At 60.8% G+C, this 22,402-nt stretch carries 21 protein-coding genes; 11 read left to right on the top strand and 10 right to left on the bottom strand.

Going from position 1 to position 22,402, the window contains the following annotated elements:
* Positions 1 to 20 precede the first annotated feature (20 nt).
* The 3 genes from ACLK1G_RS11120 to ACLK1G_RS11110 all read left to right on the top strand — a co-directional run bounded on the left by ACLK1G_RS11120 (position 21) and on the right by ACLK1G_RS11110 (position 4,962).
* Positions 21 to 1,388 carry a DUF1329 domain-containing protein gene (locus ACLK1G_RS11120; RefSeq protein WP_420765481.1) on the top strand — a complete coding sequence of 456 codons (1,368 nt, stop codon included), beginning with the start codon at positions 21 to 23 and terminating at the stop codon, positions 1,386 to 1,388.
* Between the two features lie 145 nt (positions 1,389 to 1,533).
* A complete protein-coding gene (locus ACLK1G_RS11115; RefSeq protein WP_420765480.1) occupies positions 1,534 to 4,086 on the top strand; it encodes a LuxR C-terminal-related transcriptional regulator in 2,553 nt (850 codons plus the stop codon).
* Positions 4,087 to 4,260: 174 nt separating this feature from the next.
* Entirely contained in the window at positions 4,261 to 4,962 is a 702-nt protein-coding gene (locus ACLK1G_RS11110) for a hypothetical protein (protein ID WP_420765479.1), read from the top strand.
* On the opposite strand, the gene ACLK1G_RS11105 is transcribed toward ACLK1G_RS11110, so the two are convergent.
* Complete coding sequence (locus tag ACLK1G_RS11105; protein WP_420765478.1) at positions 4,927 to 5,748, bottom strand: IclR family transcriptional regulator; 822 nt, start codon at positions 5,746 to 5,748, stop codon at positions 4,927 to 4,929. The two genes, ACLK1G_RS11110 and ACLK1G_RS11105, sit on opposite strands and share 36 nt — an antisense overlap.
* Before the next feature lie 151 nt (positions 5,749 to 5,899).
* Here ACLK1G_RS11105 and hmgA point away from each other — a divergent pair, with 151 nt between their 5' ends.
* From hmgA to maiA, 3 genes are read left to right on the top strand one after another with little or no spacing between them, the layout of a single operon-like run.
* Positions 5,900 to 7,204 (top strand): homogentisate 1,2-dioxygenase, encoded by a 1,305-nt coding sequence (gene hmgA / locus ACLK1G_RS11100; protein ID WP_420765477.1) that lies wholly within the window; start codon positions 5,900 to 5,902, stop codon positions 7,202 to 7,204.
* A gap of 3 nt (positions 7,205 to 7,207) precedes the next feature.
* The gene (gene fahA / locus ACLK1G_RS11095) at positions 7,208 to 8,512 is read left to right on the top strand and encodes a fumarylacetoacetase (RefSeq protein ID WP_420765476.1); all 1,305 of its coding nucleotides are present in this window, start codon (positions 7,208 to 7,210) and stop codon (positions 8,510 to 8,512) included.
* A 9-nt stretch (positions 8,513 to 8,521) separates the two neighbouring features.
* Positions 8,522 to 9,160: a maleylacetoacetate isomerase gene (gene maiA / locus ACLK1G_RS11090; protein ID WP_420765475.1), complete on the top strand. Its 639-nt coding sequence runs from the start codon at positions 8,522 to 8,524 to the stop codon at positions 9,158 to 9,160.
* A gap of 40 nt (positions 9,161 to 9,200) precedes the next feature.
* Here the strand turns inward: maiA and ACLK1G_RS11085 are convergent, their stop codons facing one another.
* Positions 9,201 to 10,004: a SirB1 family protein gene (locus tag ACLK1G_RS11085; RefSeq protein WP_420765474.1), complete on the bottom strand. Its 804-nt coding sequence runs from the start codon at positions 10,002 to 10,004 to the stop codon at positions 9,201 to 9,203.
* A gap of 185 nt (positions 10,005 to 10,189) precedes the next feature.
* Between ACLK1G_RS11085 and ACLK1G_RS11080 the strand changes: the two genes are divergently transcribed.
* Positions 10,190 to 11,209 (top strand): Glu/Leu/Phe/Val dehydrogenase family protein, encoded by a 1,020-nt coding sequence (locus ACLK1G_RS11080; RefSeq protein WP_420765473.1) that lies wholly within the window; start codon positions 10,190 to 10,192, stop codon positions 11,207 to 11,209.
* Positions 11,210 to 11,285: 76 nt separating this feature from the next.
* Here ACLK1G_RS11080 and ACLK1G_RS11075 read toward each other — a convergent pair whose 3' ends face one another.
* The gene (locus ACLK1G_RS11075) at positions 11,286 to 11,546 is read right to left on the bottom strand and encodes a YebG family protein (protein ID WP_003205410.1); all 261 of its coding nucleotides are present in this window, start codon (positions 11,544 to 11,546) and stop codon (positions 11,286 to 11,288) included.
* A 292-nt stretch (positions 11,547 to 11,838) separates the two neighbouring features.
* On the opposite strand from ACLK1G_RS11075, the gene ACLK1G_RS11070 reads away from it, so the two are divergent.
* Complete coding sequence (locus tag ACLK1G_RS11070; RefSeq protein WP_420765472.1) at positions 11,839 to 12,339, top strand: phosphate-starvation-inducible protein PsiE; 501 nt, start codon at positions 11,839 to 11,841, stop codon at positions 12,337 to 12,339.
* Here the strand turns inward: ACLK1G_RS11070 and ACLK1G_RS11065 are convergent.
* Positions 12,336 to 12,653: a DUF3509 domain-containing protein gene (locus ACLK1G_RS11065; protein WP_420765471.1), complete on the bottom strand. Its 318-nt coding sequence runs from the start codon at positions 12,651 to 12,653 to the stop codon at positions 12,336 to 12,338. The two genes, ACLK1G_RS11070 and ACLK1G_RS11065, sit on opposite strands and share 4 nt — an antisense overlap.
* A gap of 507 nt (positions 12,654 to 13,160) precedes the next feature.
* Here ACLK1G_RS11065 and ACLK1G_RS11060 point away from each other — a divergent pair.
* A complete protein-coding gene (locus tag ACLK1G_RS11060) occupies positions 13,161 to 13,571 on the top strand; it encodes an HPF/RaiA family ribosome-associated protein (protein ID WP_039591615.1) in 411 nt (136 codons plus the stop codon).
* 61 nt (positions 13,572 to 13,632) lie between these two features.
* Here the strand turns inward: ACLK1G_RS11060 and ACLK1G_RS11055 are convergent, their stop codons facing one another.
* The gene (locus ACLK1G_RS11055; RefSeq protein WP_420765470.1) at positions 13,633 to 14,508 is read right to left on the bottom strand and encodes an AraC family transcriptional regulator; all 876 of its coding nucleotides are present in this window, start codon (positions 14,506 to 14,508) and stop codon (positions 13,633 to 13,635) included.
* A 136-nt stretch (positions 14,509 to 14,644) separates the two neighbouring features.
* On the opposite strand from ACLK1G_RS11055, the gene ACLK1G_RS11050 reads away from it, so the two are divergent.
* Complete coding sequence (locus tag ACLK1G_RS11050; protein WP_420765469.1) at positions 14,645 to 15,547, top strand: DMT family transporter; 903 nt, start codon at positions 14,645 to 14,647, stop codon at positions 15,545 to 15,547.
* Positions 15,548 to 15,590: 43 nt separating this feature from the next.
* Here the strand turns inward: ACLK1G_RS11050 and ACLK1G_RS11045 are convergent, their stop codons facing one another.
* The 4 genes from ACLK1G_RS11045 to ACLK1G_RS11030 all read right to left on the bottom strand — a co-directional run bounded on the left by ACLK1G_RS11045 (position 15,591) and on the right by ACLK1G_RS11030 (position 18,948).
* The gene (locus tag ACLK1G_RS11045) at positions 15,591 to 16,562 is read right to left on the bottom strand and encodes a 2-hydroxyacid dehydrogenase (RefSeq protein WP_420765468.1); all 972 of its coding nucleotides are present in this window, start codon (positions 16,560 to 16,562) and stop codon (positions 15,591 to 15,593) included.
* A 200-nt stretch (positions 16,563 to 16,762) separates the two neighbouring features.
* Positions 16,763 to 17,509, bottom strand: coding sequence for a YkgJ family cysteine cluster protein (locus tag ACLK1G_RS11040; protein ID WP_420765467.1), 747 nt, complete (start codon positions 17,507 to 17,509; stop codon positions 16,763 to 16,765).
* Positions 17,510 to 17,585: 76 nt separating this feature from the next.
* Positions 17,586 to 17,912 carry a hypothetical protein gene (locus ACLK1G_RS11035; protein ID WP_420765466.1) on the bottom strand — a complete coding sequence of 109 codons (327 nt, stop codon included), beginning with the start codon at positions 17,910 to 17,912 and terminating at the stop codon, positions 17,586 to 17,588.
* Positions 17,913 to 18,045: 133 nt separating this feature from the next.
* Complete coding sequence (locus ACLK1G_RS11030; RefSeq protein WP_420765465.1) at positions 18,046 to 18,948, bottom strand: chemotaxis protein CheV; 903 nt, start codon at positions 18,946 to 18,948, stop codon at positions 18,046 to 18,048.
* Between the two features lie 292 nt (positions 18,949 to 19,240).
* On the opposite strand from ACLK1G_RS11030, the gene ACLK1G_RS11025 reads away from it, so the two are divergent.
* On the top strand, positions 19,241 to 20,806 hold the full coding sequence (locus tag ACLK1G_RS11025; RefSeq protein ID WP_420765464.1) for a glucan 1,4-alpha-maltotetraohydrolase domain-containing protein: 1,566 nt from the start codon (positions 19,241 to 19,243) through the stop codon (positions 20,804 to 20,806).
* Positions 20,807 to 20,824: 18 nt separating this feature from the next.
* Here ACLK1G_RS11025 and norR read toward each other — a convergent pair whose 3' ends face one another.
* Positions 20,825 to 22,378 (bottom strand): nitric oxide reductase transcriptional regulator NorR, encoded by a 1,554-nt coding sequence (gene norR / locus ACLK1G_RS11020; protein ID WP_420765463.1) that lies wholly within the window; start codon positions 22,376 to 22,378, stop codon positions 20,825 to 20,827.
* Positions 22,379 to 22,402 lie beyond the last annotated feature (24 nt).

Raw genomic sequence — 22,402 nt, 5'->3', positions numbered from 1 at the left:
TGGCTGACAAGGAAAACCCAATGCGCAAGACGATCCTGCAATGCGGTGCCCTGGCCCTGAGCCTGCTGGCCGTGAACGTGATGGCGGCGGTCTCGCCGGAGGAAGCGAACAAGCTGGGCACCAGCCTTACGCCTCTGGGCGCGGAAAAGGCCGGCAACGCTGACGGCTCGATCCCGGCCTGGACCGGCGGCATTCCGAAAAACGCTGGCGCCGTGGACAGCAAAGGCTTCCTGGCCGATCCGTTCGCCAATGAAAAACCACTGTTCACCATCACCGCCGCGACCGTGGACAAATACAAGGACAAGCTGTCCGACGGCCAGGTCGCGATGTTCAAGCGCTACCCGGAAACCTACAAGATCCCGGTCTACCCGACACATCGCAGTGTCGGCCTGCCGCCGGAGATCTATGAGGCGGCCAAGCGCAGCGCGCTCAATGTGAACGCCATCAACGACGGCAACGGCCTGGCCAACTTCACCGGCAACCGGTATTACGCGTTTCCGATCCCGAAAAACGGCGTGGAAGTGCTGTGGAACCACATCACCCGGTACCACGGCGGTAACCTGCGGCGCGTCATCACCCAGGCCACGCCACAGACCAACGGTAGCTTCACGCCGATCCGCTTCGAAGAAGAGATCGCCGTGCCGTTCCTGATCAAGGACGCCGACCCGGAAAAAGCCAGCAACGTGTTGACCTACTTCAAGCAGGAGGTCACGGCGCCGGCGCGCCTGGCCGGTAACGTGCTGCTGGTACACGAGACGCTCGACCAGGTGAAGGAACCGCGCCTGGCGTGGATATACAACGCCGGCCAGCGCCGGGTACGACGTGCCCCGCAGGTGGCCTATGACGGCCCGGGGACGGCCGCCGACGGCTTGCGCACCTCCGATAACTTCGACCTGTTCTCCGGCGCGCCGGACCGCTACGACTGGAAGCTGATCGGCAAGAAGGAAATGTACATCCCGTACAACAGCTACAAGCTCGATTCGCCAAGCCTCAAGTACGATGACGTGATCAAGGCCGGCCACATCAACCAGGACCTGACCCGCTACGAATTGCACCGGGTGTGGGAAGTGGTCGGGACGGTCAAGCCGAGCGAGCGGCATATCTACGCCAAGCGTCACATGTACATCGACGAGGACAGCTGGCAAGCGGCGCTGGTGGACCATTACGACGGTCGCGGCCAGTTGTGGCGCGTGGCAGAGGGGCATGCCCAGTTCTACTACGACCATCAGAACCCGGGCTACACCCTCGAGGCGCTCTACGACATCATCGCCGGCCGCTACATCGCGCTGGGCATGAAGAACGAAGAGAAACACGCCTACGTATATGGGTTCGAGGCTCGGGCGGCTGACTATACCCCGGCGGCGTTGCGTTCGAGTGGGGTCCGGTAAGCCCACTGGCGGGACAGCGAAAGGAAGACCGGCAACCGAGTTGCCGGTCTTTTTTTTATGGCCGCCAATCAGCGCGCTGAATACTTCTCCTAAGGTGGTCGACACCGGTCTAGGGTGAAGGAACAACAATAAAAGGGACCTCGCAATGACCGCCATGACCCCGTGTCCGGACCGTCCAGGGCTGCTGCCTCGCCTGTCTTCGACACACGTGCCGCGCAGGTCGTTGAGCGAGCCCCTGTTGGTTTCCGAGGCGCGGGTAAAACTGCTTTGCGCACCGGCGGGAAGTGGCAAGAGCGCATTGTTCGCCGAGTGTTTCCTGCAAGCGCCCGCGGGGTGCCGCTTGCATTGGCTACCCTTGGCGGGCGCGGTGATGGACGCCGCGCAACTGTGCGAATGCCTGGCGCAAGCCCTCGGGCTGCCGGTGACGGATGAGACGAGCCTGTTGGCTCATCTGGCGCGTTTACAAATCCCGACGTGGCTGTTCCTGGACGATTATTGCCGCACGCCCAATCCTGAGCTGGACCTGTTGCTTGACCGTTTGTTGAGCACCAGCAGCCCGGCATTGCACCTGTGGTTGAATGGACGCCGTCGTCCCCATTGCAACTGGCCACGCTTGTTGCTCGATGACGAATTATATGAAGTCGACGCCCCGGCCCTCGCGTTTTCTTGCGACGATGTCCAGCAACTGCTGGTGCATCTGCCCGGCCCGCTGGCAGCGCGCACAGCCCGGGAAGTGATACAGCGTAGCGGCGGCTGGTGTGCCGGCGTGCGCATCACTTTGCTCGAACGCTGTGAATGGGCACGCCGGCACGCAACGCCGGGGCGGCCCGGCACTTTGCTGGATTACCTTGAATACGAACTGTTCGGTACGTTGACCCCGGAGTTGGCCCAGGCCTGGCGCGTGCTGGCGCACCTGCCGCGCTTCAACGGGCAGCTTTGCACCCATCTTTTCGGCGATACGGTGGGCGCCGAATGCCTTCCGTTGCTGCTGGACCTGGGATGCTTTATCGAACCCTCGGAGCAGTCATCGGACTGGCTGCGGATTTTCCCGCCCCTGGCGCGATTGGTGCGTGAGGAGCCCTGGCCACAAGGCCGCTCCTGGCATCGACGAGCCTGCCAGTGGTTTGCGGCCGAGCAGGACTGGCCGATGGCATTCGAACAGGCCATGCAAGCCGGGGAATTCGAGACCGCCGTCAGTCTCCTGCAACACTTTCATTTCGAACATGTCCTGCAAGGCAGCAATGCCCAATTGCTGCTAGCCCTCCATGACCAGCAGGGCGAAGCGCTGTCGCTCGGAACCGCGCAATCGGTCGGGGTGATCACGACCGCCTTGCTCTTCGCCGGACGCTTCGACCAGGCTGAAGGCTGTATCGAACAGCTGACCAGGCTCCTGCCCCAACCCCTGGCTTGTCAGCAGCGAGAGCTGATTGCCCGCTGGCAGGTCTTGCGTGGCTGGTTGTTGCACTTGCGCGGAGACGGCGAACAGGCGCGCGAACATTTTTTCCAGGCCCAGGCCGGCCTGGACCCGGAGGCTTGGGCCCTCAAGGTGCTGTGCCTGATTGGCCAGACACAACAGGCGCTGCTTCAAGGTGAATTGGCGCTGGCGCAGGCGATCAATCGCCAGGCGCTATGTGTCGCGCGCGCCGGGGGCTCGCTGGTGTTCGAAGGGCTATTGGAGTTGGACCACGCGCAAATCCTGGAGCAGCGCGGCGCGCCTCACCGGGCCGACCACTTGTTGGGCGCTGTTCAGGCGTTGCTCGATAAACCAGGGCAGGATTTCTCTGCGTTGCTGGGACGTATCGCCTTGCGGCGGGGACGCCTGGCGTTGCGCATGGGGCTTGAGGAGCAGGCTGGCGAGCATTTTCAGGCAGGGCTCGAAGCCGGCTTGCGCAGCCAGGACAAGCAAGTGCTCTATGGCTTTCTCGGCAAGGCAAGCCTGGCCGCCAACCAGGGCGACTATGGCGAAGCCTTCATGCAGCTTCGCGACGCCGAACGGATCATGCAACAGCGGCACATCCCCGAGACGGTATACCGTGGTGTACTGCTGCAAGTCAGCTGTCAATTCTGGCTGCAGCAGGGGCGCCCGGAACTGGCCCATGAAGTCTTGACCCGAGTGTTGCGGCATTTTCGCGGACCGCAGGCCAAGCACGCGCCGCCAGCGACCCTGGAGTTGATTCCGCGCCTCGAATACTTGCTGGTGCTGACCGAAGTCTATCTGCACCGGGCGCAGGAACCACAGGCCCGGCTCCGGGAAATGATCGCCCAGGCGCAACGTTGCGAAATGCATGGGTTGGAGACCGAACTGGTACTGGTATTGGCGGAAGTCGTCTGGCTGTCGGCCGATCGCTCCCAGGCGCGTGCTCTCATGCAAGAAGGGCTTGAGCGGGTTGCCTGCTGGCGGGCGCAACAAGCCTTGCGCGAGCTGTGCCTGCGTCAACCGGATCTGGTGCGCGCCGCCCAATCCGGTGAACAACTCGAACCGCCACCCACGGTGCCCGAGGAAACCGTGCTCAGCCACCGTGAGTTGGAAGTGCTCGAGTTAATTGCACAGGGTTATTCTAACCAACAGATCGCCGAACAACTGTTCATCTCATTGCACACAGTAAAAACCCATTCGCGTCGCATCCACAGCAAGCTGGGCGTGCAACGACGTACACAAGCTGTCGCCAAAGCCAAGGTCTTGGGCGTGATGAATTAAATAAAGAACTTACGCCCGCTTACATATCATCGGGGAAAGGTCGAAGCGTGTTGGTGTATAAGTTCCGGGCTGAAGTTGGTTCGACTGAAGTTCAGCTGCCCCGGCACCGTAACGAGTGTCGTCAATTCAAGAATCGAACAGGAAGTTTGATTCGATACAGAACAAGGAAGTTTTATGTACGCTCCATTGTTTGCTTCACATTCGCAAAGGCTCGTCGCCCTCAAGAAAACGCGAGTGGACTTCGCTGTGCAGGTGTTATTGGGAGAGGCCCTGGAAGGGCTGGAAGTCAATCCCCACAAAAATTATTTGAACACGCTGACTGATGTTTCTGGCGCCGAGGTGGTTTCTTCCGTCACCTTGTTTGATGAAGCGCTGGCTTGCGTTGAAAAACAACTTGCCCCTCACTACACCCAAGGTGTTAGTGAAGTCTTCAGCAAGCGTTATTCTTTCGCCGCTGAGGATCGGATCAAGGGATTGGACGTGATCGGCTTTGAGAGGATCGTCATCGATATCGTCTCCAGCCTGACTGACGGTCCCTCGATGGATCTATCCCGGCCTGGCCTGAAGTCACTCGCCGTTGCGGACCTTGAGTCGATCCTGAAGGACCACCTGCCAGGCATCGACCTGAATGAAACCTATGTCACCGGTTTTGCGCCCGACGGTCTTGGCGGCCGGGTGATAACCTCATCGCAGAAGTTGGCGGACTATCTCTTGGCTCACTTCGATGATGACAATATTCCCTTTCATGCCAAGGGCGACCATCAGGCCGTGTACACGGTGGCCTTCAGCGGGGAAGCCGGGCACGCTCATCCGCAGCTGACCACTGGCCACCTCAACGACCTACTGATCCGGATCGTGCCGCACTTGCTGGGCTGATCCCGGGGCGCCCTCGTAGCCCATTCGCCAGCTTACGGCCCGGGTCGCCGCCAACAGGCGCTGCGCCGCCGGGCCGTTATCATCGGCGTGGAACAGCGATGTCGGGCCGACAATCGTGATCACCGCCGCGACGTCGCCCATGGCGTTGAACACGGGTGCGGACAACGCATCCACTCCGGGCATCAGCAAACCATGCACATGATGCAGGCCACGATTGCGGATGTGTTCGCACAGCGTTGCATAGGCCTGCTCGTCGGCCAGGACATGGCCGTGGGTGGCGCGTACTTCCTGGTCGCGCAACTCGATGGTCTCGCGCTCCGGCAGATAGGCGCTGAAAACCAGCCCGGTGGATGAGCTGAGCAAAGGGAGTACCGAGCCCAGTTGCGTCACCACGGTCACGGCCCGCACGGCGGGCTCGATCCGCACCACCGTTGCACCGTGGTTACCCCATACCGCCAGGAAACAGGTTTCGTTCAAGTCATCGCGCAACTCGGCCAAGGGCAGGGCTGCCACCTGCAATACATCCATGCCATTCAACGCCGCCAAGCCCACGCGCAAGGCCTCGCGACCCAGGCCGTAGTGATTGGTGGCTGTGTTCTGTTCGGCAAATCCGCTGGCGATCAACGCCTGAAGATAACGATGGACCTTGCTGGCGGGCATTTGCACGTGTTCGGCCAGGCGCGACAGCGACGTGGACGGCGACAGCTCGGCCAAGGCCTTGAGGATATCGGTGCCGACCTCAGCGGAGCGGACTTTCTGTTTACCGTTGCCGGGCGGGTTTTCCATGGAGGTTCGGGTCCGTAGGGCGAATGGGCGTCTTTATAGCTTGACGGTCGTCGCCGAGCAAATTACGTTGTGCGTAATTGGATTACGATAAAAACAACCCGGTACGCCTCAAGTTTTTCATTGAGTGACGGGCCGCATCTCAGGAGGCTCCATGAACCTCGATTCCACGCCGTCGGACGTGCTTTATCAGTCTGGCTTCGGTAACGAATTTTCCAGCGAAGCGCTGCCTGGCGCCTTGCCGGTTGGCCAGAACTCGCCGCAAAAAGCGCCGTACGGGCTGTATGCCGAACTGTTTTCCGGTACCGCCTTCACCATGGCCCGCAGCGAAGCGCGGCGAACCTGGATGTACCGCATCCGGCCATCGGCCAACCATCCGGCCTTTACCAGGCTGGAACATCAGCTGGCCGGCGGCCCGCTGGGCGAGGTCACGCCGAATCGCCTGCGCTGGAGCCCCCTCGAAATTCCCGGCGAACCGACCGATTTCATCGACGGCCTGGTGCGCATGGCCGCCAACGCTGGCGCGGACAAACCGGCTGGCATCAGTATTTATCACTACCGGGCCAACCGTTCCATGGAGCGGGTTTTCTTCAATGCCGACGGCGAATGGCTGGTCGTGCCGCAATCAGGGCGGTTGCGGATTGCCACCGAGTTGGGCGTGCTGGAACTGGCGCCCTTGGAAATCGCCGTGTTGCCCCGTGGCTTGAAATTCCGCATCGAATTGCTCGACGCCCAGGCTCGCGGTTATATCGCCGAAAACCATGGTGCGCCGTTGCGCCTGCCGGACCTGGGGCCCATCGGCAGCAATGGCCTGGCTAACCCGAGGGATTTCCTGTCGCCGGTCGCTCAATACGAAAATCTCGCCCAACCCACTACGTTGATCCAGAAATTTCTCGGGGAGCTGTGGACCTGCGAACTGGACCATTCGCCGTTGGACGTGGTGGCCTGGCATGGCAACAACGTGCCATATAAATATGACCTGCGCCGTTTCAACACTATCGGCACGGTCAGCTTCGACCATCCGGACCCGTCGATTTTCACCGTGCTGACGTCGCCCACCAGCGTCCATGGCTTGGCAAATCTCGATTTCGTGATTTTCCCGCCGCGCTGGATGGTGGCCGAGAATACCTTCCGTCCTCCTTGGTTCCACCGCAATCTCATGAATGAATTCATGGGGCTGATCCAGGGCGCCTACGATGCCAAGGCTGAAGGTTTCCTGCCGGGAGGCGCGTCGCTGCACAGCTGCATGAGCGCCCATGGTCCCGACGGCGAAACTTGCACCAAGGCCATCAATGCCGAACTCAAACCGGCAAAAATCGACAACACCATGGCGTTCATGTTCGAGACCAGCCAAGTGCTGCGCCCGAGCCGTTTCGCCTTGGACTGCCCACAATTGCAAACGGACTACGATGCCTGCTGGGCCTCGTTGCCGGTCACCTTTGACCCGACCCGGAGATAATCCATGACTCAAGTTTCATCCACCCGTAGCTGGGTCGACTCCGCCAACGGCCATGCCGACTTTCCCTTGCAGAACTTGCCGCTGGGTATTTTCAGTCCGGCTGGCGAATCCCCGCGCAGCGGCGTTGCCATCGGCGATCGGATTTTCGACTTGCAGGCGGCGCTGCAAGCAGGCCTGTTCGACGGCGCTGCGGGCGAAGCCATCCGGGCGATGGAAGACGGCCAGTTGAATGCGTTCTTCGACCTCGGCCGTGGCGCCCGCGTTGCCTTGCGTGAACAGTTGCTGGAGTTGCTGCGTGAGGGCAGCCCTCGGCGGGACGAGATCGTGGCCCAGGGTGAAAAGCTGCTGCCACTGGCAGCGAACTGCCAGATGCACCTGCCGGCGAAAATCAACGACTACACGGATTTCTACGTCGGCATTGAGCATGCGCAAAATGTCGGCAAGCTATTCCGGCCGGACAATCCGCTGCTGCCTAACTACAAATACGTTCCCATCGGTTACCACGGACGTGCCTCGACGGTCCGGCCGTCGGGCACCGATGTACGCCGCCCGAAGGGCCAGACCTTGCCGGCTGGGCAGGCCGAGCCAACGTTCGGCCCCTGCGCGCGGTTGGACTACGAGCTGGAACTGGGGATCTGGATCGGCAAAGGCAACGCCCTTGGCGAGCCGATCGCCATCGGCGACGCGGCCGAGCACATTGCCGGTTTCTGCCTGCTCAACGATTGGTCGGCCAGGGATATCCAGGCCTGGGAATACCAGCCGCTGGGGCCGTTCCTGTCGAAGAGCTTCCTGACCAGTGTCTCGCCATGGGTCGTGACCGCCGAAGCCCTCGAACCGTTCCGCCGTCCGCAGCCAACGCGTCCCGAGGGCGATCCGCAACCGTTGCCGTACTTGCTGGACAAACGTGACCAGGCTGAAGGGGCATTCGACATCGAGTTGGAAGTGCTGCTGCTGACCGAAGCCATGCGTGAGCAGAACCTGCCGGCTCATCGACTGACCCTGAGCAATACCCAATACATGTACTGGACGGTCGCGCAAATGGTTGCGCACCACAGCGTCAACGGCTGCCAGTTGAAAGCGGGCGATCTGTTTGGCTCGGGTACGCTGTCGGGACCGCAAAGCGGTCAGTTTGGCAGCCTGCTGGAAATCACCGAGGGCGGGAAGAAGCCGATCGAACTGGCATCTGGCGAAGTCCGCAAGTTCCTGGAAGATGGCGATGAAATCATCCTGCGCGCCCGTTGCAGCCGCGAGGGCGTCGCGTCCATCGGCTTCGGCGAGTGCCGCGGCAAGATCCTGTCGGCACGGTGAGGCATGGGAATGGAACTCTATACGTATTACCGTTCCACTTCGTCCTACCGAGTGCGTATTGCCTTGGCGCTCAAGGGCCTGGATTACCAGGCCCTGCCCGTCAACCTGATCGCCGCGCCGGGGGGCGAGCATCGCCAGCCGGCGTACCTGGCAATCAATCCACAGGGGCGGGTACCGGCGCTGCGCACCGATGAGGGGGCGCTGCTGGTGCAATCGCCGGCCATCATCGAATACCTGGAGGAACGTTATCCACAGGTGCCGCTGTTCAGCGGCGACCTTGCGACCCGCGCCCATGAACGTGGCGTCGCGGCGCTGATCGGTTGCGATATCCATCCCCTGCACAACGTCAGTGTGCTCAACAAGCTGCGCAAATGGGGACACGATGAAACGCAGGTGACTGAGTGGATCGCGGACTGGATCAGCCAGGGGCTGACGGCGGTGGAGCAATTGATTGGTGACAACGGCTACTGTTTCGGCGAATTGCCTGGCGTGGCGGATGTGTACCTGATTCCGCAGCTGTACGCCGCCGAGCGGTTCAATGTTTCATTGCAAGCCTACCCGCGAATCCGCCGTGTCGCGGCGTTGGCGGCTGGGCATGAGGCCTTTAAGCGGGCGCATCCGGCGAACCAGTCCGATGCCCCTGCCTGATTTGGCATAAGTCGGCCTATCGCCGTCGCGAGCAAGCTCTTCAATGCACAATCGAATTGGGCGGCAGATGCCCCAGTCGCTCGGTCAAGCGCAGCCGTTGAATTGGATCTTCACTGAGCATCAAGGCATGCTCAAGGTCAAAACGTTCGGCGTTGGGGCAGTCGAGCCGTTGATAGAGGCTGGCGCGCGCCAGGTAGTCGGCGGCGTTGGCGTTGCCCATTTCCAAGACGCGTTCGGCGTCGATCAGTGCCGCAATGTAATCATCATTGGCCAGATGCAATTGCCGCAGGTTGCGCGACAACCGTTGCAGCATTTGCATCGGCTCGGCATTGATCAGATGTTCAGCCTTGAGTTGCAGGTTCGGGCCATATTGGCGTTGCAGTAATTCCCGGCAATCGTTGGGGTACAACCGACGGCCACCGCATGGGTCGAGCAGATGATCGGCGCCGGGCACCCGCAACAGGAAGTGGCCGGGAAAGTTGACGCCCGCCAGCGGGATTTCCAAGCCGCGAGCCAGTTCCAAGGCTATCAGGCCCAGGGCTAGCGGCTGGCCGTGCTTGCGCGCCAGGACCTTGTCCAGCAACGCCGCGCGAGGGCGTAGCGGGGCGGAATCGTCCTGTGCGAAACCCAGATCATTGAGGCGTCGAAGCAACGGTTGGCCCAGTTCGCTGGCCGGCAGCGTGGGCAGGCCATGGCTGACGTGCCGTTGCAGCTCCTGAAACACCTGCAGCAACGCCGGTACGTCCACCTCTCGATCGTGTTCGGCGGCAATCCATAGCGCGGCTTCGAACAACGCCGGTGGGGAACGGTGCAGACAGTCAAAAAAGGCTTGGCGCGGCTTCATCACAGTCTCCGGACTATGCCTCGTTTTAGCTCTGCCGTGGCTTTTCGTCCAGTCTCGCAAATACGCAGTAACAGGTTATGCCTAAAAAGCTGCGCGACACTTGGGCTTATTCCGGCGTGCTCCAGCAAATTTCGACCGCGCGCCTATACTGGCGAAACAGACAAAAGTGATTCGGGAGCCTGTCGATGTTTGCTCTCATGCAAAGCTCCCGCCTTGAATCGCTGCACTTGAGCGTAGACCCGGCAACCGGGTTGAAGGCGGTGATTGCCATTCATTGCAGCCGTCCGGGGCCTGCCCTGGGTGGCTGTCGTTATCTTTCCTACCCCGACGACGAAAGTGCCGTGGCGGATGCGGTGCGCCTGGCCCAAGGCATGAGCTATAAAGCCGCCTTGGCTGGTTTGCCCGTGGGTGGGGGAGTGGCGGTCATCATGCGTCCGGCGCATGTCGACAGCCGGGCCGCATTGTTCGAAGCCTTCGGGCGCTGCATCGAGCAGTTGGACGGACGCTACATCACCGCCATCGACAGCGGCACGTCCGTGGCCGACATGGATTGTATTGCCCAGCAGACCCGTCATGTCACCAGCACCACCGCCGCGGGAGACCCGGCGCCCCACGCGGCGATGGGCGTTTTCGCCGGCATCCGTGCCACGGCCATGGCCCGCCTGGGCAGCGATAACCTGGAGAGCCTGCGGGTTGCCATCCAGGGCCTGGGCAATGTCGGTTATGCCCTGGCCGAACAACTGCACGCAGCGGGCGCGGAATTGCTGGTCAGCGACATCGATCCCGGCAAGGTCCAATTGGCAATGGAACAATTGGGCGCTCATCCCATCGCCAACGATGCCTTGCTCAGTACCCCTTGCGACATCCTGGCGCCCTGCGGTCTCGGCGGCGTGTTGAACAGCCACAGCGTGGCGCAACTGCGCTGCTCGGCGGTGGCGGGCTCGGCTCATAATCAATTGAGCAATCTGCAAGTCGCTGATCAGCTGGAAAGGCGCGGGATCCTTTATGCCCCGGACTACGTCATCAACTCAGGCGGCCTGATCTACGTCGCCCTGAAGCACCGCGGTGAAGAATTGTCAACCATCACCGCGCACCTGTCGAAGATCGGTGCGCGGCTCACGGAAGTCTACGCCCACGCCCAGGCGGAAAAACGCTCGCCGGCCCGAGTGGCCGACGAATTGGCGGAGCGTTTGTTGTACCGATAAAAAAAGATCGCAGCCTTCGACAGCGTGTGCATGGAATATCTAATGCACGCGCTGCCGAAGGCTGCGATCTGTTGGTTCATTCGTCCGACGGATTGAGCAATTCGGACAGGGCGTCCGGCTGGCTCTTGAATGCCTTGGCGAATACATCGCGATTCTTCGCCATGTAGATTCCCGCTTCCTCCACCTGTTGCTCGCTCAGCGATGGAACGGCTTTTTGCAACACCTCGGCCAGCAATTCGGCGAGCTCCAGCATTTTGTCATGACGGTCAGCTTCGGCTTTATCCATGAACAAGCGCTCCAGATCTCGGCTGCTGCGGTATACCACTTCGACGGCCATTCACCACCTCACATGCCTTCACATTGGTTTGTCTGTGTGACTACTGTATTTATATACAGGGCAAAGAATAAGCGAATCCTTTCCCTTTGGGTAGTGGCTTTTTAATGTAGACCGGTTTCCAGACTTGTCGCGCACGCCATGTTGGTGCTCGGCGTGGCCGATTCAGGTCAGCACGTGTCGAATACCAGCCCATCGCCATCTCATCTCTGACAATGGCCTTTTTTCTGCATGCAGAAAACCGTCACGTCCATCCCGCATCATCCGGTCGAGTCGACCTAAGGAAAACTACATCGTGAAAATCAACTGGGCCGAGAACCTGCGCCAGAACGTGCATCAACTGGCCGAATCCCTGGGCAACCTGTTCGTCGAGACGTTCCATTACCTGGCGTTGTTCGCCATCGGTGCGGTGACCGCCTGGGCGGCGGTGATGGAGTTTATGCAGATGATCGAGGTGGGGCACATCAAGATCGACGATATCTTGCTGTTGTTCATCTATCTGGAACTGGGGGCAATGGTCGGGATTTACTTCAAGACCAACCACATGCCGGTGCGTTTCCTGATCTACGTGGCAATCACCGCGCTGACGCGGCTGTTGATTTCCAACGTCTCCCACCACAGCCCGCCGGACCTGGGAATCATCTACCTGTGCGGCGGCATTTTGTTGCTGGCGTTTGCGATTCTGGTGGTGCGCTACGCCTCGTCGCAGTTTCCGTCGGTAAAGATCGAACATCCGCACCGCAGGATCGGTGCGGGTTCCAGCGAGCATTCGGAGGTTGAGAAAGGCGAGATCTAAACGCCGACAGCGGAGGGTGCCGGGCCTTGTGATTGCGGTGGTGGCACCTTGATGTTGTCGCCGCCGGTCATGGCCTCGAGAATCGCTACGGCGCTATGGCCCTGTTCGATGGCAATGCCGAACTGGATGCTTTGCACCAGGCGTCGAAGCCGTTCCGGATCGTTGCGTTGCTGGGCGCTGATCATGCGCTTGGCGACGATGCGCCCGCCCTTGGACAGGGTCAGCATGATGCTGCCATCCAGGCCCTGGATGCTCAGGTTGATTTGGTATTGCGGCGCGAAGGCGTCCGTAATGATCTGAAAAGGATTGTCCATGATGCGTCACCGCCTGATTGAACGTGCAGTTGTTGACCGGCCTTGATCGGGATTAGTTCGCAACACCGGACCGTCGGCCATTCCATGTTCGTGTTCATCCAGCAATCGAGGGGCCGGGCGGGCGATGGATCGGTAGATCCCTGCCTGCGGCAGCTCCGCCATGAAGTTTGCAAGGCGCATGCCGGAATAACTTCGGACCAATGAGCCGGGGGGCGGGCTGGCGAATGCTCTGCGATGCAGGTCTGGGCGTAGCCCTTTTCAGGGCAGCGAGGGGCGGATGTTCCCTTGCGGTGCAGGCTAAAGAGAGGATTGTCGGGAGGGATGCGGGGCGAGGCAACTCCCGACATTAACAGCGCTTCTGGCGATTGTCCGGCTTTATTTGCAAATGAATATTTATCTTTTTTTGGGGCTTGAATTGTTCCGCTGCCAGCCCGACTCTGTATTCAAGGGGCCGTTGCGCTAACGTCGATGGGCCCCTGGCGAGCTAGCCGAAATAAGGGATGAACTATGCAAATCCAAGTCAACAGCGATAACCATATTCAAAGCAGCATCCGACTGGAGGAGTGGGTACGTACTACCATTGAAAGCACGCTCGAACGTTACGAAGAAGACCTGACACGGGTCGAGGTTCATTTGGGGGATGAGAACGGCGACAAGCCTGGTCCCCACGATTTGCGATGCCAGCTTGAGGCCCGGCCAAAAGGCCATCAGCCAATTTCGGTGACACACAAGGCTGAATCGCTGGAACTTGCCATCGAAGGTGCTGCCACCAAGCTGGAACATAAGCTGGAGCATCTGTTCGGAAAATTGCGCGGCAAGCGTGGCGCCAGCAATGGCCAGACAGAATCGATTGCCCTGGCCGATGCAATGCTGGAGGAAGAATTCCTGGAAAACGAACGAGCCGCGCTCAACGGCTGATCCTTCCGTCTATCGAGACGTCTGACTGAAAACGGGCCTGCAATCGCAGGCCCGTTTACGTTCAGCGCAAAAATGCCTGCCGATATTCTCCGGGCGTCGCGCCCAGGGACTGGCGAAAGCGATTGGCGAAATGACTCGCGCTGGCGAATCCGCAGGCCAGCGCCACGTCGCCCAACGGCTGTGGGGTGGTGCGCAGCAGGTGTCGTGCCCGTGAAAGGCGCCGCGCCAGCAGATACTGATGGGGCGGGAGCCCGAAGCTCTCGCGAAACATCCTGGCGAAATGGTATTCGGACAAGGCACACAGGGCTGCCAGTTGCCCAAGGCTGACGGCCTCGCCCAGATGACTGTCGATGTAGTCCACCAGCAGACGCCGTTGATGAGGCGCCAACCCTCCCTTCAAGCGCAGCCCCTGGCGCGGGCTGACCTGGCTGAGCAGCAGATGACCGAGCAGGTCGTGGGCCAGGCTGGTGCAGAGCAGGCGTTCGGCGGGCTCTTCCCAGTTCAGGCTGATCAACTGATGAAAGCGCCGCGCTTGCTGTGGGTCGTCAAGGAAGGTCGCCTCGTGCAACTGCACCTGCCGGGGTTCGCGGTCGAGCAAAGTGACGCAACCGACGGCAAATTGTTCGGAACTGAAATACAGATGGGCAAGACGGATATCGCCATTGATGACCCACGCCGACTCATGCCCGGCCGGCAAGACGCAGAGCTTGCCCGGCGCCCCGGTGGTATCGGGCCGCTCGCGACGAAACGTACCGGTGCCACCGGCGATGTAGCATGACAGGGTATGGTGAGTCGGCGCCTCGTAATCCCGGGCGTCGTGATGATTGCTCCACAAGGCAGCCGCCATGCCGTCACCGAGCTCGGCGCTGTGCTCGAGGCGAGCATTGGGCGAGCTGTTGAGGGCTTGGAAGACTTGTAGGGTTTGCAGCGTGGCCATGATCGGTTCTCCAACGCTTGCATCCTACTCTGTCGAATGCCCGGTGCCAGCCCGTCATCGGTAAAAACCGCAAGTTTGCGCAAGCGCGGAGCAGGTGTCGGCATGACACTGGAGGCCAATGCCAGGAGTTACCGTCATGAACCTTTCGTTGTATCTGCTCACCGTGCTCATATGGGGCACTACCTGGATCGCCCTGAAGTTGCAGCTAGGCGTCGTTGCCATCCCTGTGTCGATTGTCTACCGCTTCGGTCTTGCAGCGCTGATCCTGTTTGTAATGCTGTTGCTCAGCCGGCGCCTGCAAGTGATGAACCGGCGCGGCCACCTGATTTGCGTTGCGCAGGGGCTGTGCCTGTTCTGCGTCAACTTCATGTGTTTCCTCACCGCGAGCCAGTGGATTCCCAGTGGGCTGATCGCCGTGGTGTTCTCCACCGCAACCCTATGGAACGCTCTGAATGCCCGGGTGTTCTTCGGCCAGCGGATCGCCCGTAATGTCTTGCTGGGCGGAGCCTTGGGATTGTTGGGGTTGGGGCTGCTGTTCTGGCCGGAACTGGCTGGCCACAGCGCAAGCCCGCAGACGTTGCTAGGGTTGGGGTTGGCGCTGCTGGGCACCTTGTGTTTCTCGGCGGGCAACATGCTTTCGAGCCTGCAACAGAAGGCCGGCCTCAAGCCGTTGACCACCAATGCATGGGGCATGGCGTATGGGGCGACGATGCTGGCGGTATGGTGCCTGTTCAACGGCATACCATTCGACATGGAATGGAACGTGCGATATGTCGGCTCGCTGCTGTACCTGGTGATCCCGGGCTCGGTCATCGGTTTTACCGCCTACCTGACCTTGGTCGGCCGCATGGGGCCAGAGCGAGCAGCGTATTGCACGGTCCTGTTCCCGGTGGTGGCGCTGAACGTCTCGGCATTCGCCGAAGGCTATCAATGGACGGCGCCAGCGCTGGTTGGGCTGCTGTTCGTGATGCTGGGCAATGTGCTGGTGTTTCGCAAAGTGCGCCCGGTCGCTATGAAGGTTGCCTTGGGTGCCCGCTGAGCGGGCAAGGATGCAGGCCCGCTGGGGCGGGCCTGGAGTGTGTTTATTTCCAGACTTGCGGGTTGACCAGGTTCGCCGGTCGATCGCCCATCAAGGCGCTGCGCAAGTTTTCCACAGCGAGATTGGCCATGGCCTCGCGGGTTTCGTGAGTGGCCGAGCCGATATGGGGCAAAGTCACCGCATTCTTCAACTGGAACAGCGGCGAAGCGGCCAGTGGCTCTTTTTCATAGACATCCAGCCCGGCGCCGCGAATGCGGTTGTTCTGCAAGGCTTCGATCAACGCCGGCTCGTCCACCACGGGGCCCCGGGAGATGTTGACCAGGATAGCGCTCGGTTTCATCAGGGCCAGCTCGCGTTGGCCTATCAGGTGGCGGGTCTTCTCGCTCAAGGGCACCACGAGGCAGACGAAGTCCGCTTCGGCCAGCAACTGGTCCAGGGAGCGGAATTGCGCGCCCAGCTGATTTTCCAGATCAACCTTGCGGCTGTTCCCGCTGTACAGGATTGGCATGTTGAAGCCCAGTCGACCACGCCGGGCGATGGCCGCGCCAATGTTGCCCATGCCGACGATGCCCAGAGTCTTGCCGTGCACGTCGCTGCCGAACAGCTGCGGCCCGACTGACGCCTGCCACTGTCCGGCCTTGGTCCAGGCGTCCAGTTCAGCGACGCGGCGGGCGCTGCTCATCAGCAGGGCGAAGGCCAGGTCGGCCGTGCTTTCAGTGAGCACGTCGGGGGTATTGGTGAGCATGATCCCGCGTTCGTTGAAATACGCCAGGTCATAATTGTCGTAACCCACCGACACGCTGGAAACCACTTCCAGTTTCGTCGCGTTCTGCAGTTGCTCGCGGCCAAGCTTGCGACCGACACCGATCAGTCCGTGGACGTGGGGCAGGGCTTCGTTGAACTGCGCGTTGATGTCGCCGTTCGATGGGTTGGGCACGATCACGTCGAAGTCCTGTCGCAGGCGCTCGATCATGGGAGGCGTGATACGGCTGAAGGCAAGTACGGTTTTTTTCATCGTGCAAGGCTCTCTGCATGGGATACCAAGCACGCTAACATTCTTGGCGCGGGTTAGGCGAGAGGCGGGGAGTAATCGCAGCAGCGCAAGTCCTTTATGGGGGCGAGCTTGCTCGCGATAGCGGTGCATCAGGCACCGGGAGCTTGGCAAAGATATCGCCATCGCGAGCAAGCTCGCTCCCACTGGTAGTCTCTACGAAATCAGGCGGCCCGCAGGGAAATGAAGGCGTAATTGACCGGTGCCTCGGTGACCACGCTTGCGCCACTGGCCGTGACCTGGCTGGCGATATCATCTCCCGACAAGTGGAACTGCCACTCGGCTTGCTGCTCCAGTGGCTGCAAACGGGCCTGGTCGATAGCCGCGGCAAAGGCCGCCATGTCCGGCAGATACGCGGTAAACCCGTCGCCTTTCAGCGCAGTGGTGTGGATGCCCAGGGACGCGCATATGCGCGCCTTGGTGCCGATTTCGTCACGATCGGCCTGGCGTGAACGAGCGATCAGCCCGGCCAGTTCCTGGTCAACCAGCTCCCCACCGATGATTAACTTCGGGCCCGTTTCCCACGACTCCGGCGGGCAATCCTTGGCGGCGGGATTGAGCGGGATATGCGGGTTGATTTCCATGGGATAGATACGACACACCAGGGGGCGGCGTTCGTAGATACGGCAAAGATTGTCGGCGTCCAGGTTATGGCAGGGGCCAGCGTTATAAGCGGCGAAGGTGATCGCCACCAGGGCTTCGCTCGTGCCACTGCGCACGACGGTGGAACGGCGTTCGGCATGTTCGCGTTGAGCCACCGGCAAGCCGAGGCCATTGGGCAGGAAGGCCTCGGCCAGGACGATCACCTGGCCGCCATCATTGGCCCACATCCGCGCCTCGTCGAGGGTCAGGGGGACGTGGTGACCGGTGCAGCATTTACCACACCCCACACAGGAAAACGTTGTGTTCATTGACTGACCGAATGGGAAAGGCTGGAAGGCGTCGGAAAAACGCCGGCTGAGCCCTGCGTAGCAAATTATGCGCCAGTCACCGGGCAGGACCGGCCGGACGGATCGAGTCCCATTCGGTCACGACGGCGGTCTTGGTTTTCTTGCGGTAAAGGCACAGCTCGGTGCCGGTGGCGCCGTTCATGTGTTTCTGAGGGTACTGGCCTTGCAGCAACAGCGCGGTGTAGCCGACCCGGTCGTCGAATTGAGCGGCGGTGCCGACCGGTTCGGCGTTCTTCAATCCACTGGCCTTGACGCAGCTGGCGAGCACTTTTTTGTCGTAGGCGGCCCAGGCATCGGAGCTCGATGCATGAACCTGCGAAGACACCGCGGCCAGGGCGAGAAGAATCAGGGTAGGGGCTTTCATCAGGAAAATCCTTGTTCTGGGATGCCAAAACAAGAGTATGCCTGAGGTTGCAGGAGAGGGCTGTTATCGAGGCTGATCGCGGTCTCGTTGTGCCTAAAAGCGACAACGAAACCTGCGATCGGCGCCGGTGAAATCAACGACCTTGTTCGGCAACGGCCTTGGCCGCTGTGATCAGGCATTTGGTCAGTTCGGGCGAAGAGAACTTGGTGAGTACGCCGTTGGCGCCGGCCAGCCGGGCTTTTTCGCTGTTCATCGCGCTGTCGAGAGACGTGTGCAGCAGCACGTAGATATGCGCGAAATCGGGCGTTTCGCGCAGGGTCCGGGTGAGGGCGTAGCCGTCCATCTCCGACATCTCGATGTCCGAAACGATCAGGTTGATCTCCTGCGCGGTGCCTTGCAGTTCCAGCAGGCAGTCAATGGCTTCCTTGGCGCTGCGTGCGGTGTGGCATTGCAGGCCCAGGTTGCGCAGGGTATGCACCGATTGTTGCAACGCGACCTGGCTGTCGTCGACCACCAGAATTCGAGCATCGCCGAGCACTTCGGCGTCTTCCATGCTCAGTTCGGTCGGCGCTGTCTCGATTTGCGCCGGTGCGATGCCGTGGATGACTTTTTCGATATCCAACACCTGCACCAAGGTGCCATCCACCGAGGTGACGCCGGTAATGAACGCCCGTACGCCGCCAGAGCCGTAGGGCGGTGGCTTGATGTCTGTCGTCAGGCAATGGACGATCTTGCTCACCGCCTGTACGTGCAGCCCTTGTTTGGAGCGGCTGACGTCCGTCACGATCAGGCAGCCGCCGTCCGGGTCTTCGAGCGGCCGCTCGCCGATGGCACGGCTCAGGTCGATCACCGACAACGATGCCCCGCGCAGCGTGGCGATGCCTTTGACGTGCGGATGCGACTCCGGCAGCTTGGTCAGGGGCGGGCAGGGAATGATTTCACTGACCTTGAGCAGGTTGATCGCCATCAGCTTGCCGCTGCGCAAGGTAAAGAGCAGAAGCGAAAGAGAATCTGCGCGGGCTTTGTTGGAGGACATAAAAACCTTCTGTTGAAAAGGTGGGGCGAGCGCGAACATCGCCAAGACAGCTTTTGATAACGGGTTATCGACGTGTTGGAGGCTGGCTTTAGGTTCTGTTCGAAAACTAATGCGGCGATGGCCGGGCCCTTCTGTCCGAACTGGTATTTCTTACAGGTTCCGATTCGCAGCGTCCGACTCATGCTGCCCCTTCCTTAGCCAGGATGGGAGCAAGCAAATGAATCGGAACAAAGGCATGTTCAAAAGGGCGGTGTGGTGGGTTGTCTCGCTCATCGGCGGGCTTGGGGTCGCAATGACGACATTCGTCCAAGGGGCGGACCTTCAGGGCAAAAGCCCCCAAGGCGTGCGCTATGGCGGTGGCGATGAAATTTTGCTCCAGGGCTTCCATTGGAATTCCACTCGACTGCCTGCGGGCAACTGGTACACGACGCTCATATCTCTTGCTCCCAAGGTTGGCGCCGATGGGTTTACCGGGATCTGGATGCCGCCACCGTGGCGCGATGTCTCCAGTTGGTCGAAGCCGGATGCCGGAACCAGCGGTGGTGGAGAAGGTTATTACTGGAGCGACTTCGACAAGAACGGCGGGTACGGCACTGAGACCCAATTGAAGGCTGTCGTGGCGGCATTACAGGCTGCGAAAGTCAAAGTTATCTTCGATGTGGTGCCCAATCACATGAATCGCCCGAATATCGGGCCGACATTGCAAGCGCTGCTCAATGACAAGACGGCCTGGCGTGACGGTTGCGCGCAATGCGATACCGGGGAGCCCTTCGAAGGAAGTTCTGACCTGAACATTGGCAACAGCAAGATCTTTTCGATGTTCAGGAGCGAATTTGAAAACCTGCGTGACAACTATGGCGCGGCCGGGCTGCGCTTCGATTTTGTTAAAGGTTATGGGGCTGATTCCGTCAACGACTGGATGAACAATTTTGGCAGCACCCATTTTTGCGTGGGCGAATTATGGAAGGGGCCCGGCGAATACCCCGTCGATGACTGGCGCCATAACGCCGGCTGGCAGGACGCGCTCAAGGATTGGTCCGATCGCGCCCACTGCACCGTATTCGATTTCGCGCTCAAGGAGCGCCTGCAGAATGGGACGATCGCCGAATGGCGCAATGGACTCAATGGCAATCCGGATCCTGCCTGGCGCTCCATTGCCGTGACTTTTGTCGACAACCATGACACCGGTTATTCGCCTGGCTTCCTGGGTGGGCAGCATCACTGGGCCCTGCCGGAGCACCTGCGCGACAAGGCCTATGCCTATATCCTCAGCAGCCCGGGTACGCCCATGGTCTATTGGCCGGATATGTACGATTGGCCGAGGGGCGCCTTGATCCGGCAGCTTGTTGCCCTACGTCGAGACGCGGGAGTTCGGGCTGATTCGCCTATTGTGTTTCTTGGAAATTATTCAGGCCTGGTGGCGAAGACCACGGGTGGCAAGCAAACGCTGCTGGTCGCCCTCGGGTCTGATCTTGACAGCGCCAAGGTGCCGGCTGCCTTTACCCCGGCTCTGGACAGCAACAGCGGGGACATCCGTATCTGGCGTTCCGCCCCGCAAGCCAGCAGCGTCAATGTCCAGTTGAAGTGCGACCAAGGCAAGACTCAGCCCGGGGAAAGCGTTTATGCCGTCGGTTCGAGCCTTGAGCTGGGAGACTGGTCGCCGGCTCGGGCCGTGCGCTTGACGGACGTGAGTCAATATCCGCTGTGGCAGGGTCGAATCGACTTGCCTGGGGGCGAGCAATATGAGTGGAAATGCATCGTCCGGCGTGACCAGGACGCGCAGGTGATTCGCTGGCAGGCCGGCGCCAATACGGCATTCGTCGCCAAACAGGACGGGATCAGCGCCGGCAGCTTCTAGAGGATTGCGTACGGCCGGTTACTTGAGTCCCAGCCGTTTCGCCATTCGTCCCAGATTGGCCCGGTCCAGGCCCAGCTCACGGGCCGCGCTGGCCCAGTTATGCTGATGGCGTTCCAGGCAGGCATTGATCATCTGCCGCTGGTAGTTCTCCGTGGCCTGGCGTAAATCCCCCGTCACCGGCACCGTGCAAGTGGATGCTGGGCGGGCGGTAGGAAGGTCTTTCGGCGCGGCATGGGGCAAGTCAAGGTCATTGGCGCTCAAGCTGAGGATTCTCGGTCGTACCGGATGGTTGCCTAATGCTTTCAACGCGCTGCGACCGATCAGGTGTTCCAGCTCGCGCACGTTGCCAGGCCAATCGTAGGCCAGGAGTGCGGCTTGGGCATCGCTGGTCAAGCGCAGGCTGCCCAGGCCCATGCGCGAACGGTTCTGCTCGAGGAAAAAACCGGCAAGAAGCAGCACGTCGCGTCCGCGGTCGCGCAGCGCGGGCACCTGTAGCGGGTACACACTCAGTCGATGATAGAAATCGGCCCGGTAACGGCCGTTGCGCACTTCTTCGGCGAGGTCGCGATTGGTGGCCGCGATCAGACGCACGTCGACGCGGTGTTCCTTGTCCGAGCCCAGGCGCTGCAACTGCCCACTTTGCAGGACGCGCAACAATTTGGCCTGGACAGTCAAGGACAGCTCGCCCACCTCATCGAGGAACAACGTGCCGCCATCGGCCAGTTCGAACTTGCCCCGGCGGTCGTTGGTGGCACCGGTGAAAGCACCGCGTACATGGCCAAACAGCTCGCTCTCCACCAAGGTATCCGGAAGGGCGGCACAATTGAGGCTGATCATCGGCTGGTCGGCACGGTTGGAGGCGGCGTGAATGGCTTGGGCGACCAATTCCTTGCCGACCCCGGTTTCGCCGGTGATCAGCACCGTCAGGTCGCTGCCACCCACGAGCTTGATTTCCTCCACCAGGCGTTTGTGGGCCTTGCTTTGGCCGACCATATCGCGATGCTGCTGGCCGCTCGCCTGACGATAGACCTCGGCGCGGTGATGCTCGTCTTCAGCCTTCAAGGCCAGCCGCTCGATACGTTCGGCAGCGCTGACCGTGGCCGCGGCGAGGCTGGCGAAGGCTTGCAAGGCGCTCAGGTCGATAGGCTCAAAGCGTTCCGGGTCCAGCGAGTCCAGCGTCAGCAAGCCCCACGGCTGCTCATCGACGAACAGCGGGCAACCCATGCAGTCATGCACTTCCAGATGCTCGTCCAAGCCTTCGACCAGCCCATCGTAAGGGTCGGGCAGGTCGCTGTCGGTGGCAAAGCGAGTGGGTAGCGGATTGCCTAGCAATGCCTCGAAGCGGGGGTGTTCGCTGATGCGGAACCGGCGCCCCAGTGTATCGGTACTCAAGCCATCCACCGCCAGCGGCACGAGGCAATCCCCATCCAGGCGCAACAGCGCGGCGGCATCGCACGGCAGCAGGGCGCGCAGGGCGCCGAGCAAGCGGCGGTAGCGCTCGCCCTCCGGCAGCTCGCGGGAGAGGTCTGCCACCAGTGGCAGCAGTGACGTTAGCAGGGAGGTCGCGGTCATAATGACTCCATCTGGTCGTAATGA

This window comes from Pseudomonas algeriensis, from assembly GCF_048847255.1.
Lineage (GTDB): Bacteria > Pseudomonadota > Gammaproteobacteria > Pseudomonadales > Pseudomonadaceae > Aquipseudomonas.
The sequence above is the reverse complement of the archived record's forward strand: the minus strand, read 5'-3'. Positions and strand labels throughout refer to the sequence as shown.